Below are 16688 nucleotides of genomic sequence, written 5' to 3'. Positions count from 1 at the left end.
GTTCTCCTCGGTTGTCGTGGCAGCGGGTGTCACCGCTCTATCCGTTGGACCGGCTGGTCCGGTTGATGGACACGACCCGCGTCTGTCGCAGGTCGCGGTCGATTTCCTTCAGCGCCCAGCGCACAAAGGCGAGCCATTCCAGCCGCCGTTCCGCGCGCAGGGCCATTTCGAGCTCATCGACAGCCGATAGCGCCGCCTCGGCCTCGACCAGTTCCTCGCAGAGGTCCCGGAAGCGCTCGCTTTCGCGGGCGAGCGCCTCGATATCCGTCGCCTGGGCCGGGAAGTGGCGAATGGCGGCCTCAATCCCGTCGCGTCCTGTGTCCGATTGTTCCGCGCCTGCCATGTTGAACTCCAGTCCGCCCGTCGTTCCCTGGGGGCGCGGGGCTCAGGGGCAGATCACATCCGTCGTGCCGCCCGCTCCGGTGGATTGGCACGTCGAAAGCCCTCCCGTGGACGACTGGCTGCTTTGGCAAGCCGCCAGGACGAAAGCGCAAACGACGAGAGCCCATGCGGTCTTCATGTCCGAACTCCTCTCCGGTTGATGGAGGGACGGGTGCGTCGCACGCCGCCGACCCTTCCTGCTGAACCCGCGCGCCATCGCGCAATCTGGCCGTGCGCCGGCAGCGTGGGACTTCCCGGGCTGGGGAAAAATCCAGATGCCGCACCGTCCTTCCCAGCACCGAAATGCAGCTATAGAGTGCGGAGGCTGTTTCGTAGCGTAAGGTTACGCAGCATTTGGGGGGTAGGCGACGCGATGCGGGGGTGGTTTGCAGCGCTTCGAACCGGTCCGGCAGCGGCAGGAGAGACCCAGCCGGCGCCCGGAGACAGTGCGTTGGCTGCGGAGGGCTGCGACCCGACGCCCGATGCCATCCGGGATGCGCTCGCCAGGATCCTCGGGAGCGCGAAATTCGACGCGACGCCCCGGTCGCGCCGATTTCTCGGCTATGTCGTCGACGAGACGCTGGCCGGCAGGGCCGACCGCATCAAGGCTTTTGTGATCGCGACCGACGTGTTCGGCCGTGGCGCGGATTTCGATGCGCATGCCGATCCGATCGTGCGGCTGGAAGCCGTGCGGCTGCGCCGGGCGCTCGAGCAGTATTATGAGCGCGCCGGGGCGGAAGATCCGATCGTGATCTCCATCCCGAAGGGAGGCTATGTTCCGGCATTCGAGCCCCGGCGGCCCGACCTGGCTGCCCAATCCGCAGCGCCGCCGGGCTCGCGGCGATGGTGGCCGGCGACGCTCGTCGTGGGCCTCTGTGCCGGCGTCGTCATGGCCGTGGCGCTGTCTGCCTCGGGCTGGGCACCGTGGCGGAGCGCGACCTCCGTGCCCGCCGTTCCACGCCTGCTGGTCCGGCCGTTCGAGGACCTGTCCCGAACGGATGCCGCTTCGGCCGTCGCCAATGGCCTGACGCAGGAGGTCCTCAACCAGCTGACCAAGTTCAAGGATATCGTCACGGTCCAGGGAGAGCGCGACGGAGCGGACCACGGCTCCCGCTATGTCCTGATGGGCGCGGTCAGCGTCACCGAAGACAAGCTCCGCCTGCAGGCGCGCGTGCTCGACGCGCAGGACGTCAGCGTGCTCTGGGCCAGGACCTATGAGGCGCCCTATGACCCGGCGCGGGGACTGGCGATCGAGGCGGATCTGGCCCGCCGGGTGGCGACCGCGGTCGGCCAGCCCTATGGCGTCATCTATGAAGCCGATTCCGGGCGCCACCGGCCGCCTTTGACAGGCGACTGGGACGCCTATGCCTGCACGCTTTCCTACTATGCCTATCGCGCCAATCTGGACCAGACGCGGCTGCCGGCTGTGCTGGCGTGCCTGGAAAACGCGGTGAAGCGCTTCCCCGACTACGCGACCGCCTGGGGGCTGCTCTCGCAAGCCAGGATCGATCAGGTCCGTTTCCTCTATCCCTTCGATCGCGAGAAATCGACGGCGGCGATCGAGCAGGCGCTGTCCGAGGCCCGGCAGGCGGTCGAACTGGACCCTTTGAATGTGCGCGGATTGCAGGCGGAGATGTTCGCGCTGTTCTTCGTCAAGCAGCCGGCCGCCGGCCTGGCCGTTGGCAAGCGGGCCCTGGAAATCAATCCGAACGATACGGAGCTGATGGGGGAATACGGCTATCGACTGGCCCTTTCGGGCAATTGGAAGGAGGGGTGTCCGATGGTCGTCGAGGCACGGGAAAGAAATCCCGGACCGTTCGCCTATTTCGAATCCGCGCTCGCGCTATGCGCTTATTTCAAGGGTGATTATGGGGAGGCGGCGACCTGGATCACCCGCACGACGGCCCCCAAGAACGCGATCTACCACGCGATCGCCGCCGCCATATTCATCGAGGCCGGGCAAACGGCCGATGCCGCCCGCGAGGTCGCCTGGCTGAAGCGGGACGCGCCGTCCCTGGTGCAAAACGTCCGCCGGGAAACCTCCGAGCGTTTCACGCGCGCCGAGGATGCGGCGCGCTTTCTCGACTCGCTCCAGAAGGCCGGGCTCGATATCGGTTCGTGACGCTGCCGGCGGGGATGGCCGTAGGGAGACCCGCCGCGCGGGCGGCAACCACACGTGGCGAGCCCGGCGCCGTCCAAGCCGGCGCCGGGCTGGACAACGCGCCAGCGGAGCGCCGCCTCTTCCGGCGCGCCGGATCGCGGCTTCCGCGAGCCTCGCAGGGCGTCCGCGCAGCCGGGAGGACGTGCCTGCCTAGGCCGGCAGGACGAGCACCTTGGTGTTGACGGGGGTGCGCGCATAGAGGTCGAGCATGTCCTGGGTCAGCAGGCCCGTGCAGCCGCTGGTCACGCCCGTCCCGATCGAGCGGGCCACGCGGGTGCTGTAGATCGTGTAGAGCGTGTATTTGCCGTCCTGATAGAGATAGAGCGTGCGCGCGCCGAGCGGATTGTCGGGGCCTCCGGGCATGCCGCCGGCATATTTGGCGGCCTCCGGCTGGCGTGCGATCATCTCCTTGGGCGGCGTCCAGGTCGGCCATTCTGCCTTGCGCCCGACATAGGCCTCGCCGCTCCACAGGAAGCCCTCGCGGCCGACATTGGCGCCGTAGCGGGTGGCATTTCCGTCGCCCTCGATGCGGTAAACATAATGCTTGCCGGGATCGATGATGATCGTGCCCGGCGCTTCCTTGCTGGGATAGCGCACGGTGCGGCGATAGTACTTCGGATCGACCTTGCTGATATCCACGGCGGCGATCGGGAATTTGTCGTCGGGCACCGGCCCGTAGGCCCGCACCGCCTCGGCGTGGCTCATGCCGCCCGACGATGCGCAACCGGCCAGACCCAGCGTGCCCAGACCGAGCGCGGAACCTACCAGAAACGATCGGCGGTTGAGCTGCCCGGGCCTGGCTTCGGGCAGAGCTTCCTCAGGCAGCGCGTCGCTACCGGCAAACATACGGTCCATGATCATGATGTCGGAGTGTCCCATGTCCTGTTGCCCGCCCCCCGAAAGACTTCGGCGCACAGCAGCGAAAATCTTGCCGCACCAACATTGCCGTCAAACCGCTCGATTGGCAAACACAGCGTGTCGCTGCGTGGTCATGCCGTGGCCCAGCGTTGCAAAAGGGTCGCGCCGCGCCGACGGTCTTTCCCTCGTGACAGATTCATCTGTCCAGTTCATCTGTCCAGCCAGGCAGCGAGCCCGTCCAGCGTCTGCAGCCCATATTCCACCGCGCCGAAACCGATGACCTCCCGCCGCCGCTGGGCGCTCGGATGCAGCTGGCGCAAGGTCAGGACCGTCTTGCCGTCGGACTGTTCGTCGAACGTCACCGTGACGCGGAAACGCTCGGGATCGTCGGCGGCGGGCGTGCCATAGTCCATCACGATCCGCTCGTTCGGCACGATCTCGAGAAAGCGCATCAGGTTGGGGAAGCGCTGCTCGCGGCCCTCGAACATGCCGACCATGTCGAACCGCCAGAGCCCGCCCTCGCGAATGTCGGCCTCGTGGCTTTCGATGCGGAGGCCGGCCGGGCCATACCACTCGGCCAAGGCGTCGGGGTCCATCCAGGCGGCGAAGACCTTTTCGCGCGGGTGATCGAGAAGCTTCACCAGCACGATCTCGCGGTCGAGCGACCAGGTCTCAAACAGACTTTCCATGTCCTTCATCCTCCGCCTCCCTCTTGTCCAAATAGGCTTCCAGCCGATCCAGCCGCTGGGCCCAGCGTCGCCGTTCCGCTTCCATCCAGTCCGCCGCCTCTTCGAAGCGCGGCTGCACCAGCCGGCACCAGCGGCTGCGGCCGCGCTTCTCGCTGGCGATCAGGCCACAGTCCTCCAGCACCTTGAGATGCTGGACGAAGGAAGGCAGCGCCATGTCGAAAGGCTCTGCCAGCGCGCTGACCTGCACCTCGCCCTCGGCCAGCCGCGAGACCACGGCGCGGCGGGTCGGGTCACTGAGCGCGTGAAAGGCGAGATCGAGTGGCGATGAATGGTAAGGCATATGCCTTAGTATCAGAGCCTGTGCAGCCGGTCAAAGAAAATGGGCGAACCCGGGTCGGGGGGAGGGGGACGTTTCAAGCCTGACTTGGGACCGGGGAGGCGGAGTTTGGCCGCCCCGGTGCCGCGTTGCCGCTCGGGTGTTTCCTCTCTTGAACGCGACGGCGCGTCAGACGACCGTGCCGAAGGCCGCGCCGATGCCGGCGGTGATCGCCATGGCGATCGCGCCCCAGAAGGTCATGCGGATCGTGGCTTTCAGCACATTCGCGCCACCCGCCTTGGCGCCGATGGCGCCCAGCAAGGCCAGAAAGGCGAGCGAGGCGATCGACACCGCCGGCACCACCCAGGAAGCCGGGGCGATCAGCGCCGTCAGCAGCGGCATCAGTGCGCCGATGGAGAAGGTCGCGGCCGAGGCCATCGCCGCCTGAATGGGACGGGCCGTGGTGATCTCGGAAATGCCGAGCTCGTCGCGGGCATGCGCGCCGAGCGCATCCTTTGCCATCAGCTGCTCGGCCACCTGGCGGGCGAGAGCGCTGTCCAGTCCTCTCTGCTCGTAGATCTGGGCGAGTTCCTGTCGCTCGGCCTCGATATCGGTCGCCAGTTCCGCGCGTTCCCGGTCAAGATCGGCGTTTTCCGTGTCGGCCTGCGAACTTACCGACACATACTCCCCGGCGGCCATCGACATGGCGCCCGCCACCAAGCCGGCGATGCCGGCCAGCAGGATCTCGCTCGGCCCGGACGCCGCCGCGGCCACGCCCACGATCAGGCTGGAGGTCGAGAGGATGCCGTCATTGGCCCCGAGCACGGCCGCCCTGAGCCAGCCGATGCGATGGACCAGATGGTTTTCCCGGTGGGTCAAATGACGCGGCATCTTTGGTTTCCTGAATGCGGGAGGGAAGCGGGGTTCATGGTACGGGGTTCATGGGTTCGGGGGCCAGCGGCGGGAATGTCAGCACGGCCATCGTGCCGATCGCCGGATCGGCCGAAATCGCGAACCGCCCGTCATGCAGGGCGGCGATTCGCTTGACGATCTCGAGGCCCATGCCGAGGCTGTCGCCGGCCTTGGCCATCGGCGCCTCGTCGCTGGCCGTGGCGTGGTAGAGACCCGCCTTGTCGACCACCGCGATCCGGGAACCCGGGCCGGCGCAGAGCTCGATCTCGGTGCCGGGCGGCGTGTGCGTGACGGCGTTGGTGATGAGGTTCATCAGGGCGTCCTCCAGGAGCCCGCGATCTCCCATCATGGTCCCGGCCTCCCTTTCGACGAAGGCGATCGCGTGCGCATGATCGTAGACCCAGGGTCCCATGGAGGCCACGACGCCCCTGCCAAGCCGGGCCAGGTCGATCGGCTTGAAGCCCTTTCGCTCGATCGCCTCCAGACGGCCGAGCGCGGTGATCTGGCCGACAAACCGGGCCAGGCCCTCGACGTCCTTTTCCATGCGCCGGGCGCGGGGACTGTCGATCTGGCCGAGCTCGAGTTGCAGCATGGCGAGCGGTGTCCGGATCTCATGCGCGACGGCGGTGGTGAACAGCTTCTGCTCGCGCATGAGCCGTCCGATCCGCGCCAGCGAGCGATTGACGGCTGCGCCCAGTTCCGCGACCTCCCTCGGCATCTGGCTGATGTCGATCTTGTGCTCCGGGTCGAGCGGGTCGATGGCTCCCGCCTGCCGCGCCGCCGCCTTGACCGGCCGCAGCGCGAGCCAGGTCGAGACGAGGGAACCGCCCAGGACCAGCACCAGCTGCAGCAGCATCGGGATGGCGAGGTGATCGGCGAATTCGTGGCCCAGTGCCCGCCACATGACCGCTTCGTTCCTGTCGAGGATCGCGATCTCGATGATGACCTGCTGGCCGTCGATCCGGACGGACCGCCCGCCCGCCACGGCAATCGGCTTGCCCTGGCTCAGAAGCCGCGTCCAGCGATCCGGTGGATCGATCTCTTCGGGTAGCAGGTGCTCCCGGCACTGGTCGCCGCAATTGGAGAAGATCCGCGTGCCATCGGCAGTGCGGATGCGCGCGACGCGGGTCGGGCTGTCGGGGCCGAACCCTCCGTCCGATTCCGGCAGTTCGAAGCGCCACCGCCCATCCTGCCGGGAGATGCCTTGCGCCAGCAGCGCCGTTTCGCGCTCGATCATCAGCGAGCCGAGCTCGGAATCGTCGAAATAATAGTCGGCGAAGACGATGACGAGTTGCGCCGCCATCGCGACGACGGCGAAGAAGACGATGCCCCAGGCGATCGTCGCAACCAGGCCCGGCCGACGCGCCGCCCGCTCAGCCATGGGTGAGGTCCCGCAGGAGATAGCCGGCGCCGCGCACCGTCTCGATCGCCAGGCCGGCCTCGATCCCTTCCAGGCGCTTGCGAAGCCTCGATATGGCAAGCTCGATGGCATTGGCGGAGAGTTCATCGCCGAATTCGGAGAGCTTCGCTTCGATCCGCTCCTTGGGCACGACGGCGCCAGCGTTGCGCAGCAGCACGGCCAGCACCGAGCGCTCGCGCGGCGACAGCGCGACCGGCTCGCCGGCGCAGGAGAGGACCGCGCTGGTCGGGTCGAAGGCGACATGGCCCAGTTCGATCAGGTCGGCGACATGGGCCGGCGCGCGTCGGAGCAACGCGCGGCAGCGCGCCAGCAGCTCGAAATGGTTGAACGGCTTGACTAGATAGTCGTCCGCGCCGGCGTCGAGGCCGGCGATCCGTTCATCCACCGCGCCGCGCGCGGTCATGATCAGGACGGGAAGCGTGTGGCCGTCGGCGCGGATGCCCCGGACCAGATCGAGTCCGTCGCCATCCGGCAGGCCCAGGTCGACGAGCAGCAGGTCATAGGGCGCGACCGCGATGGCGGCACGGGCGTCGGCGACCGTTTCGACGCCGTCGACGCGCCACTCCGCCTTGTGGATGGTTTCGATGAGGAGCTCGCGAAGGCGCGGGCTGTCTTCGACGAGCAGGATCCTCATGCCTTCTTGCGACCCGTCACCATCGACAAAACCAGGTTCTCGCGATGCCGGAAGCTCTCGAACAGCGCGGCGGCGGCATGCAACAGCGCGAGCACCATGATGGAATTTGCCAGCGTGCCATGCACTTCCTGCAGCCAGTCCTCGCCCCAGAACGCGTCGAGGCCCATCATCCACCCCGTCAAGCATACGCCGGACAGCAGGACCATGAGAAGGATCATCATCACCGCGCCGGCGGGATTGTGACCCAGATGCCGTGGCTCGCGGCGTTGCACCAGGGCGCGCAGATAGGGCAGCAACCGGCGGGGTGTCGGGAAGAAATCGGAGAAGCGGGCATGGCGCGTGCCGATGAAACCCCACACCAGGCGGATCGCCAGCGCGGCGGCGACCGTATAGCCGGCGGCGCGATGCAACGCGTGGCCGGGTTCCAGCACGAACAGGTTGAGGATGCAGGCGGTGACGACGGTCCAGTGAAAGAGCCGGACGATCGGGTCCCAGACGCGGATCGTGGCCGCCCCTTTCGGGGCGACCGTGAAATCCTCGGACGAGACGCTTGTCTCGCCGCGATCAATCACCGATCTCGGCCTTCACGATGGAGCCGTCGACCGGGTTGAAATAGACCTCGGCCTTCTTGTTGGCCTTGTCGTAGCCATAGATCTCGTAGCACGAGCCCGTGACCTTGAAGGTCTTGATCTTCTGGTAGCCCATGTCGGCGATCTTGGCCTTCATGGCCTCCTGGCTCATCCAGGCCGACTTGGGCTCCTTGGTGCAGGCGGGGCCGGCAAGGGCGGCGCCCGCCAGAAGCGGCAGGGACAGGGCGGCGAGGGCGAGAGTCGAGACAATACGCATGGGTAGCTCCGGGTTGCGGTTTCGCACGGCCACCGGCCGGCCAGCGCAATGTGGCGGAAGGAGCTGTCAGTCCGCTGTCAGGCGGCGATTCCGATCCGGACACCCGGTGGGGAGGGGGCTCTCGCGACGATCTCGCAAGGGTGCGCCGCTTCTTTGGGGAAGCGCTTCTTCAGGACCGGCTTTTGCCGCTTTCGTCCTGCAAGGACGTCACACTCGCAAGGCATGCTAAGCTTGTCCTGACCCGCCCTGTGCCAATCCGCTCGAAGGTTTCCATGAAAAAGGCCATGAAGTTCGCGATCGGCAGCCTGGTGGTGAGCTTCGTCGTGCTGGGCATCAAATATGTCGCCTTCGCCGTCACGGGCAGCCTGGCGCTGTACTCGGACTTCCTGGAAAGCATCATCAATGTCGGCACGTCGGTTGCCGCCATCGTCGCCATCCGGGTTTCCGCGCTCCCGGCGGACGCCAATCATCCGTTCGGGCACCACAAGGCCGAGTATCTTTCGGCGGTGCTGATCGGCGTCATGATCATCGTCGCCTCGCTCCTGATCTTCCATGAGGCGTGGGCCGGCTTTCTCGACCCGAAACCGATCGAGGCGCCGGCGCTCGGCCTCGCCGTCAGCATGGGCGCGACCGCGATCAATGCCGTCTGGGGACTGTTGATCATTCGTTTCGGCCGGCGCGCCCGCTCGGCGTCGCTCGTGGCGGACGGCAAGCATATGCTGGCCGATGTCGTGACGTCGCTGGGTGTGCTCGTCGGTGTCGTCCTGGTCGTCATCACCGGCATGGCGGTGCTCGATGCGGCGATCGCGGCGCTGGTGGGGCTGCATATTCTCTGGAGCGGCTATGGCGTGCTGCGCGAAAGCGCCAGCGCGCTGCTCGACGAGGCGGTCCCGGCCGCGACTCTGGACAGGATCCGCGGCATTATCTCGACCCAGGCGGAGGAAGCCATCGAGGCCCATGATCTCCGGACCCGGCATGCCGGCGCGGCCACCTTCATCGATTTCCACCTGGTCGTCGCCAGCGAGATGACGATTTCGCGGGCCCATGCGGTGTGCGACCGGCTGGAATCGGCGCTGGAAGCGGCCGTTGACGGCGCCGTGGTCAGTATCCATGTCGAGCCCGCAAACAAGGCCAAGCATAAGGGAATTGTCGTCCTATGATCGTTGCTGCTGCCCAAGCCTCGCTGACCAAGACTGACGGGACCTGCCATGAGTGAACTGCTGACGGGACTGGTTCGCCCGACGGATGTACCCTTTCCGGATCGGCTGCGCCTCGCGACCGAGCTTGCCGCGCAGATGTATGAGGCGGGGCTGATCCGGGCCGACCGGCTTGCCGACGCCCCGCATGATATCGCGACCTATGGCGACTTCACCAAGGATGGCCGGGAATTGGGCCGCGACCTCGCCCGCTACGAGGCGTGGCGCTGCAACGATGCCGTCTGCGCCGCGCTTGACGGCTACAGTCGCCTGCTGGCCGAGCGGCTGGAGGCGCTTCAGGTGCGCTGGGCGGCCGAGCAGGAGATCCAGCCGAGATTCCGCGTCGGCGACCGGGTTCTCTGGCCCAAGGTTCGTGGCCAGGACAATGTCGGAACGGTGGTGTCGATTGAGCCGGGTGGACGCTATTCGATCCGGCACGACAACGCGGCGAAGACCGGTTCGTCCTTGCGGTTCCTGGTCGATTTCGAGGCCTGCCGCGCCGAGGGCGAGCCGGCGTCGTCGCGCCTGTCCTCGCTCAAGGGGCTGCCGGGCAAGATCTGGGCGGCCATCTCCGCGCTGCTCGCCCTGGAGGCGATGGACTTCACCATGCGGGTGGGTCTGCTGCTTCCCTAGGGCCGCCTGCGGCCTGCCCGATGAGCGGCCTGGGCACCGCCGCCGCTCGGAGTGGCCGGAGCCGGCGCATCGGATCCGGATCGGCCTGCGAGACGGCCGGGCCAATGCGTTATCCGCCGCCGGCGGGTCCGTGCAGCGGACGGGACGTTCGACTGGACCTGGCGACGGATAGGAGGTCGCGCGCCGGAACGCTGCGACTGTAGCGCCAGCCCTGGGCGAAATGGGCGCCGGATGCGCGGAAGTACCTCTCCTGCTCCTCCGACTCGACGCCTTCGATGATCACCGATATTCCGAGGTCTCTTGCGACGCCGAGGATGGAAGGGATCAGGCGGGCCCGGATAGTGTCGCTGCCGACGCTTTGCGTGAAGATCATGTCGACCTTGATCGTGTCCACAGACAGTTCGCCGAGATAGGCCAGGTTGCTGTATCCGGTGCCGAAGTCATCAATGTAGATCCTGTAGCCCTTGGCATGCAGCGACCGGATCGTCGCTCGGGCATCCGGGGTATCGATCGGCTGCCGCTCGGTCAGTTCGAGCGCGATGCGCCGCGGACTGATGCCCGTGGCCACGATGTGTGTCTCCAGGGCCAGCAGGAAACGAGGGTCCGTCAGGTCGCGCGACCCGATATTGATGCTGATCACGAAGTCCTGCTCGTTCCTGAGCAGGCTACGAAGCTCGCGGCTCACGGTCCGGATGGCAAAGCAGGTGAGGTCGGTAATCAGCGAGCTTTCTTCGGCGCAGGCGATGAAGGCGGTGGGGGAGACCTTCTCGTTCGAGCGAAGCGTCCAGCGCATCAGGGCCTCCGCCCCGCATACCCGGCCGCTTCCGAGTTCCACGATCGGCTGGTATTCGAGCGAGATCTCATTCGTGTCCAGGGCGCGTCGGAGGCGATTCTCGAGGGTCGCCCGCTTGCGCTGCGCCTGCAGGACAAGCACGGACAGGCTACCTCCGACGACCGAGCCCAGCAGGACAAGCAGGGCAATCGGCAGGCTGAACTCGTGCCAGATCTCCCTGAGCCCCATCACCTGCACGTAACAGACATAGGCGCCCTCCACGCACTCCGCAGAAATGAAGCGCAGACCTTTGCGAGCCGGCTTGTGCGCAAGGAGCGCGGCGGCGCTGAGGCTGATCTTGGGGCCGGAGATCGTCGTGACCGCGCCTGAAAGCGGATTGACGAGGACGGTGCTGATCGGACGGCCGGACCGGCTCTGCGGGCTGACGGGCGCGACCATCAGACTGAAAGCGCCCCTCATGATGATGGTCGATTTGACCCCGGGTGCCGAGGGCAGTTCGATGTTGCGCCAGGTTTCCGCACCCGAGACGGCTCGAAAGAGGGGTGGCCCAAAGGACTGAACCGAAACAAGGACCTGGCCTGCACCGCTGCTGCACCGAACCATATCGCCTTCGCGGTAGGCCGCGTCGCGGATCGTGTAGGTGTCGAGAACGATGGATCGCATGGCTGCGAGGAATTCCGGCGAGCATCGTGCCGCCGTGATGGCTTCGAGCCTCCGGAAGGTTCTATGGATTTCCCGGCCCTGCACATACAGGCGGCCGGTTGCCCCCTTCGAGGACAGCTGGGGCAGGATGACCATGTACAGAATGCAGAGCGTGACAATCAGGGCGACGCACGCGCCAAACACGAGGCCACAGACCAACCAGATCAAGCTTGTCCGCACCTGCGGGCCTTGCTCCTTCAGGTCGGTTCCTTCTACGCTCTGGATGGCTGATAGTAAGTTTAGATGCCGAAAAGGGGGCCATTGCATTGGGGCCTCATCTCGACCGGGATTTTTTGTTGACGAAGCGGAATCCGAGAGAACCGCGCCACGGTTGCGGATGAGTGACCTTAGAACTCTTCCAGCCTGTCATCGAGCAGCCTGGGGTTGCAGTACGTTCCACGCCGCCACCTTGTTTCCAACTTTGCCGTTACCCAGCCTATGGCGGCTCAGGAACTTCGTGGCCAGTGAATTCTGGAGAGTCGGCGGGACAAGCCGGCGCGATGGTTAAGACCACCCTGAACCCACCCGGCGGGCAGATGCCGGGGCACGGCAGCGCCGAAGCCGGCGTGGCAACGAGGGGGTAGATGCCTGGTCGCTTCGGCAGTCCGCGCGGCACTTCCGCCGCGTGCGAGATCCATGCGGAGCAGCACCCGCGCCGACCATCCGGCGCGAACCATCCCGCATGCAGCCTCACCTGCGGGGAGGGGCGGAACCCGGACAGCCGCGCCGGCGGCCGTCGGCCCCGGGACCGGCGTTCAGCCGTCCTGGCCCTGCGGGATCGCCTGACGCGCCTCCGCCGCCTCGGCGTTGGGGCCGAGCAGGACCTTGCCGTAGATCGGCTGGTAGCGCTTCCGGTCGGCGGCGGACTCGCGGAAATACAGCGTGTAGTGGCCGATCTGGTGGAAATAGGTGATGCGGGCGCGAACAAGCGCTTCGTCGGCCGGGTAATCCAGAGCCAGGAACGCCTTTTCCAGCAGCGAGATGCGCAGATCGTCCGCCGCTGCCATTTCGTCGGCGAGCTTGCGCGATCCGCGCGACCAGTCGCGCACAGCCAAGTCGAGCAAGGGGCTGAACGGGTCTTCGTTGACCCAGGTCAGCACGATGATCTCGAAGAAGACCAGCCCGTCCGGATGCGGATTCCTAGCCAGCGCCTCGAAGGGCCGGCAATTGCGCGCGCGCCACTCTTCCAGCAGCGCTTCACGCAGGTCCTTGATGCTGGAGAAGTGGAAATAGAAGCTGCCGCGCGTCACCTTGAACTGCTTCGCCAGCACATCGATCTTCACGTCGGCGATGCCGCGCTTTTCGAGCACTTTGAGCGCCGCGGCGATCCAGGCTTCGCGCGTCAGCGTCTTGCGCCGAACGGCCGGCGCTTCCTGGGTGCCTTGCTTGGCAGGTCGGTCGGTCTTCGGCAAAACGCGCTCCAGCAATTGGTGACGTAGAGGCGACAACCTTAGCCCAGCCGCGCGAAGGTTGTGGCCGGAAAATCCGGCCACAACCCGTCCCGCTTCGGTCGGGACAGGCCGGGCGTGCGCCGACCGCGCGCCGAGAGCGAGGTCAGTCGAGCGAACCGATGCGTTCCAGCATCAGTTCGAAGAACGGGGCCGGATCGATCCGGCGCAGCACGTTGCAATTGCGGCGGCGGCCGGTGACATGCCACCAGTCCACCACGGTCATGCCGATCGTCTCCGGCGACACGATGTCGATGGTGACGTTGCACTGGCGCTGCTCGTAGATCTCCGGCGCCAGCAGATAGCCGGTGACGCAGGCGTCATGGATCGGCCGCGCCGTCGTCGCGAATTTGTGGCTGCCATACTGGCGGTAGAAATCGGCCATGTTCGCCGCCTCGATCGCCGCCCGCTTGCCCGTCGCCCGCAGCCGGTCGAGCCATTCGACGGTCATCTCGGCCGTATAGGTGCAATCGATCGGGCACATCGTCACCGGCACGCCGGATTCGAACACGACATGGGCCGCGTGCGGGTCGACGAAGATGTTGAATTCGGCCGCCGGGGTCGCGTTGCCACCCTGGAAGAATCCGCCGCCCATCAGCACGACTTCGCGCAGACGGGGGATGATCCGCGGCTCCATGACCATCGCCATGGCGAGGTTGGTCATCGGACCCAGCGTGCAGACCGTGAGCTCGCCTTCCGGCGCGGCCATGATCGTGCGGACCAGGTAGTTGACGGCGTGTTCGTCCTGGGCGGCGACCGAGGGGGCAGGGAGGTCGGCGCCGTCCATGCCGGTCGGGCCGTGCACATATTCGGCCGTCATCAGCGTCTTCACCATCGGGCCCGCGCAGCCGGCATAGACCGGGACATCGGCGCGGCCGGCCAGTTCGACCACCTTGAGCGCGTTCTCCGTCGTCAGTTTCAGGGGCACGTTGCCGCCGACCGTCGTGACGCCCACCACCTCGAGTTCCGCAGGAGAGCCCAGGGCGAACAGGAGCGCGAAGGCGTCGTCCTGTCCCGGGTCGGTATCGATGATGATCTTGCGCGGAGCCACGGCGTTTCCTTGTCGATGCTGTGGGAGGAAGGGCCTGACTATTGCCAAGCGACGCGATCCGAGAATACAGTACTGTATCTTATGTTCAAGATGGGAGGCTTGCATGGTTGCAGAGGCACGCGGAGATTTTTCGCACATTCCGATCCTCGACGTTTCGGGGCTGTATACCGGCAATCTCGCTGACGCCCGCGCCGTGGCGGAGACGCTGCGCGGCTATCTCGAGACGGTTGGCTTCCTGTATGTTTCGGGCCATCGCGTGCCGCGCGAGGATGTCGAGGCGGTGCGCAGCATGAGCCGCGCGTTCTTCGCTCTGCCGGACGAGCAGAAGCTGAAGCTCAAGATCGACAAGAACTTCCGCGGCTACCTGCCGTTCAACGGATCGACCATCGTCACGTCCTCGGTCGCCAAGGTCAGCAAGCCGAACCAGAGCGAATCCATCTTCTTCATGCACGAGGTCGCGGCCGACGACCCGGACGCGCTGGCCGGCAAGCCGCTGCAGGGTCCGAACCAGTGGCCGTCCGAGGCGGAACTGCCGGGCTTCCACGCCACGATCGATCGCTATGTCGCCGAAATGAGCGCGCTGGCCCGCGAGTTGGTCGGCGCCATCTCGATCTCGCTCGGCCTGCCGCCCGAGAGCATGGATCGCTATTTCGAGAAGCCGACGACCTTCCTGCGCCTGCTGCACTATCCGACCCAGCCCGAGGAAGCCGGCCTGTTCGGTTCCGCGCCGCATACCGATTACGGCTACATCACCCTGCTCGCGCAGGACGATGTCGGCGGGCTCGAGGTCAAGAACAAGGCCGGCGACTGGATCCCCGCGCCGCCGATTCCCGATACGTTCGTGATGAATGTCGGCGACATCCTCGCCCGCTGGTCGAACGACCTGTTCGTGTCGACGCCGCACCGCGTCATCAACCGCTCGGGCCGCGAGCGCTATTCGCAGCCCTTCTTCTTCGATCCCTCGATGGACGAGACGATCGAGGCGCTGCCGCCCTGCGTTCCGGCAGGCACGCAGCCCAAATACGAGCCGGTGGTCTATCGCGACTATCTGATGGAGCGCATCGACAAGAACTATCACTACCGCAAGGGCGCGGCGGCTTCCTCCCAGGCGAGCTAGCGCGCAGGATCCTGCGCCGAGAACCCGGCGGGCCGGATGCATGACGTCCGGCCCGCCGGCATCCTGACTGCGAAAGGACCAAGTTTGGGGCCACCCACTGATCCCGTCGGATCCTCCGACACTCAGCCGACATCGTCCGATGTCGTCGTCATTGGCGGCGGCATTATTGGTTTGAGCACGGCCCTGTTCCTTGCGCGGGAAGGGCTGTCCGTTGTCGTCTGCGAAAAGGGTCAGTTTGCCGGCGAACAATCGAGCCGCAACTGGGGCTGGGTTCGTCGCATGGGTCGCGATCCGCGCGAACTGCCCCTGGTCGTCGAGGCCATGCGCCTCTGGGATGACATGGAGGCTCTGGTCGGGCGCGATGTCGGCTTCCGGCGCACCGGCATTCTTTATCTCTGCGAGAACGACGCCGACGTGGCGCATCACTTGGGCTGGATCGCCCGCGCCGGCGCGCATGCGCTCGACACGCGGATCATCTCCGGCCCGGAACTGGCGGCGTTGCTGCCCGGCGCCACCCGGCCGTTTCACGCGGCGCTCTACACGGCCAGCGACGGCCGCGCCGAGCCGCAGAAGGCGGCGCCGGCGATCGCGGCTGCCGCCGCGCGCGATGGCGCCGTGCTTCTGGCGGATTGCGCCGTGCGCGGGATCGAGACCAGCGGCGGTACGCTATCCGGCGTCGTCACCGAGCGGGGTCGGATCGCCACCAAGCGCGTGGTGATCGCCGGTGGCATCTGGTCGAGCCAGCTTTGCCGGACGCTGGGCCTGCGCCTGCCGCAACTCGGCATACGGTCCTCGGTGCTGCGGACGGCTCCCTTCGAGGGAGGCCCGGAAGGCGCTGCCTGGGGGTCGCGCTTCGCCTATCGCAAGCGCCTCGATGGCGGCTATACGATCGCCGATGGCAGCCGCAGCCTGCATGACGTGGTGCCGGACAGCTTTCGCTTCCTCGGCGATTTCGTGCCGATCCTGAAGCGCGAATGGCGCCACATGCGCCTCGGCTTCGGCGCGCCGCTCGTGGCCGGCCTGCGCCAGAGTCTGCGCGGCGTCGAGGGCGCGGCGATGGCCTTCGAACAGACGCGGACCCTGGATCCGCAACCCCGCCAGCGCCAGCTCGCCGCCGCCTATGCCGCGCTGAAGGACGTGTTCCCGGCTTTCAGGAATGTTCCGGTGGTGCAGCAATGGGCCGGCATGATCGACGCCACGCCCGACGCGGTGCCGGTGATCTCGACCGTCCAGACGCATCCCGGGCTGGTGATCGCCACGGGCTTTTCCGGGCATGGCTTCGGCATCGGTCCGGCGGCAGGGCGGCTCGCGGCGGATCTGGTCACGGGCGCGACGCCGATCGTCGACCCGCGCGCCTTCCGCTATGAACGCTTCATCGACGGCACGCGGCCGCAACCGACGACGGGGGTCTGAGGGCGACGGCGTGCTTCGAACCGCCGCCGGTCGGCATCTGGATTGACGAATTTTCGAAATCCAAACCCGCCCCGAAGAGCGCGGGCTGGATTGCGGGGAAACCCCACCGACTGGGCGG

General features: G+C 66.6%; 17 protein-coding genes. 5 read left to right on the top strand and 12 right to left on the bottom strand.

Annotated features, from left to right (window positions below; genetic code table 11):
• Positions 1–37: 37 nt before the first annotated feature.
• Positions 38–343, bottom strand: a complete 306-nt coding sequence (locus tag OSH10_RS03235) for a hypothetical protein (RefSeq protein WP_266330099.1) — start codon at positions 341–343, stop codon at positions 38–40.
• Positions 344–832: 489 nt separating this feature from the next.
• Between OSH10_RS03235 and OSH10_RS03230 the strand changes: the two genes are divergently transcribed.
• Positions 833–2503, top strand: coding sequence for a hypothetical protein (locus OSH10_RS03230; RefSeq protein WP_266330098.1), 1671 nt, complete (start codon positions 833–835; stop codon positions 2501–2503).
• A gap of 189 nt (positions 2504–2692) precedes the next feature.
• Here the strand turns inward: OSH10_RS03230 and OSH10_RS03225 are convergent, their stop codons facing one another.
• The 8 genes from OSH10_RS03225 to OSH10_RS03190 form a co-directional block, all read right to left on the bottom strand.
• Entirely contained in the window at positions 2693–3403 is a 711-nt protein-coding gene (locus tag OSH10_RS03225) for a L,D-transpeptidase (RefSeq protein ID WP_266330380.1), read from the bottom strand.
• 206 nt (positions 3404–3609) lie between these two features.
• Positions 3610–4098 carry an SRPBCC family protein gene (locus OSH10_RS03220; RefSeq protein ID WP_266330097.1) on the bottom strand — a complete coding sequence of 163 codons (489 nt, stop codon included), beginning with the start codon at positions 4096–4098 and terminating at the stop codon, positions 3610–3612.
• Positions 4073–4429 carry an ArsR/SmtB family transcription factor gene (locus OSH10_RS03215; RefSeq protein WP_266330096.1) on the bottom strand — a complete coding sequence of 119 codons (357 nt, stop codon included), beginning with the start codon at positions 4427–4429 and terminating at the stop codon, positions 4073–4075. Before OSH10_RS03215 ends, OSH10_RS03220 begins: the two co-directional genes overlap by 26 nt.
• 165 nt (positions 4430–4594) lie before the next feature.
• Positions 4595–5296, bottom strand: a complete 702-nt coding sequence (locus OSH10_RS03210; RefSeq protein WP_266330095.1) for a VIT1/CCC1 transporter family protein — start codon at positions 5294–5296, stop codon at positions 4595–4597.
• Positions 5297–5330: 34 nt separating this feature from the next.
• Positions 5331–6698, bottom strand: a complete 1368-nt coding sequence (locus OSH10_RS03205; protein WP_266330094.1) for a sensor histidine kinase — start codon at positions 6696–6698, stop codon at positions 5331–5333.
• Entirely contained in the window at positions 6691–7371 is a 681-nt protein-coding gene (locus OSH10_RS03200; RefSeq protein ID WP_266330093.1) for a response regulator, read from the bottom strand. The genes OSH10_RS03205 and OSH10_RS03200 overlap by 8 nt, the downstream gene beginning before the upstream one ends.
• Positions 7368–7943: a cytochrome b/b6 domain-containing protein gene (locus tag OSH10_RS03195; protein WP_266330092.1), complete on the bottom strand. Its 576-nt coding sequence runs from the start codon at positions 7941–7943 to the stop codon at positions 7368–7370. Before OSH10_RS03195 ends, OSH10_RS03200 begins: the two co-directional genes overlap by 4 nt.
• The gene (locus OSH10_RS03190) at positions 7936–8217 is read right to left on the bottom strand and encodes a PepSY domain-containing protein (protein WP_266330091.1); all 282 of its coding nucleotides are present in this window, start codon (positions 8215–8217) and stop codon (positions 7936–7938) included. The genes OSH10_RS03195 and OSH10_RS03190 overlap by 8 nt, the downstream gene beginning before the upstream one ends.
• A gap of 272 nt (positions 8218–8489) precedes the next feature.
• Here OSH10_RS03190 and OSH10_RS03185 point away from each other — a divergent pair, with 272 nt between their 5' ends.
• The gene (locus tag OSH10_RS03185; protein WP_266330090.1) at positions 8490–9377 is read left to right on the top strand and encodes a cation diffusion facilitator family transporter; all 888 of its coding nucleotides are present in this window, start codon (positions 8490–8492) and stop codon (positions 9375–9377) included.
• A 48-nt stretch (positions 9378–9425) separates the two neighbouring features.
• On the top strand, positions 9426–10046 hold the full coding sequence (locus tag OSH10_RS03180) for a hypothetical protein (protein WP_266330089.1): 621 nt from the start codon (positions 9426–9428) through the stop codon (positions 10044–10046).
• 109 nt (positions 10047–10155) lie between these two features.
• On the opposite strand, the gene OSH10_RS03175 is transcribed toward OSH10_RS03180, so the two are convergent.
• The 3 genes from OSH10_RS03175 to OSH10_RS03165 all read right to left on the bottom strand — a co-directional run bounded on the left by OSH10_RS03175 (position 10156) and on the right by OSH10_RS03165 (position 14040).
• Complete coding sequence (locus OSH10_RS03175; RefSeq protein ID WP_266330088.1) at positions 10156–11709, bottom strand: EAL domain-containing protein; 1554 nt, start codon at positions 11707–11709, stop codon at positions 10156–10158.
• Positions 11710–12296: 587 nt separating this feature from the next.
• Positions 12297–12953 carry a TetR/AcrR family transcriptional regulator gene (locus OSH10_RS03170; protein ID WP_266330087.1) on the bottom strand — a complete coding sequence of 219 codons (657 nt, stop codon included), beginning with the start codon at positions 12951–12953 and terminating at the stop codon, positions 12297–12299.
• 142 nt (positions 12954–13095) lie between these two features.
• Positions 13096–14040 (bottom strand): nucleoside hydrolase, encoded by a 945-nt coding sequence (locus OSH10_RS03165; protein ID WP_266330086.1) that lies wholly within the window; start codon positions 14038–14040, stop codon positions 13096–13098.
• A 103-nt stretch (positions 14041–14143) separates the two neighbouring features.
• Between OSH10_RS03165 and OSH10_RS03160 the strand changes: the two genes are divergently transcribed.
• Both OSH10_RS03160 and OSH10_RS03155 read left to right on the top strand, forming a co-directional pair.
• Entirely contained in the window at positions 14144–15157 is a 1014-nt protein-coding gene (locus OSH10_RS03160; RefSeq protein ID WP_266330085.1) for an isopenicillin N synthase family dioxygenase, read from the top strand.
• A gap of 36 nt (positions 15158–15193) precedes the next feature.
• Positions 15194–16570 (top strand): NAD(P)/FAD-dependent oxidoreductase, encoded by a 1377-nt coding sequence (locus OSH10_RS03155; protein ID WP_407660652.1) that lies wholly within the window; start codon positions 15194–15196, stop codon positions 16568–16570.
• Positions 16571–16688: the final 118 nt, after the last annotated feature.

The sequence above is a fragment of the Kaistia defluvii genome (assembly GCF_026343955.1).
In the GTDB taxonomy this organism is placed as follows: domain Bacteria; phylum Pseudomonadota; class Alphaproteobacteria; order Rhizobiales; family Kaistiaceae; genus Kaistia; species Kaistia defluvii.
The sequence above is the reverse complement of the archived record's forward strand: the minus strand, read 5'-3'. Positions and strand labels throughout refer to the sequence as shown.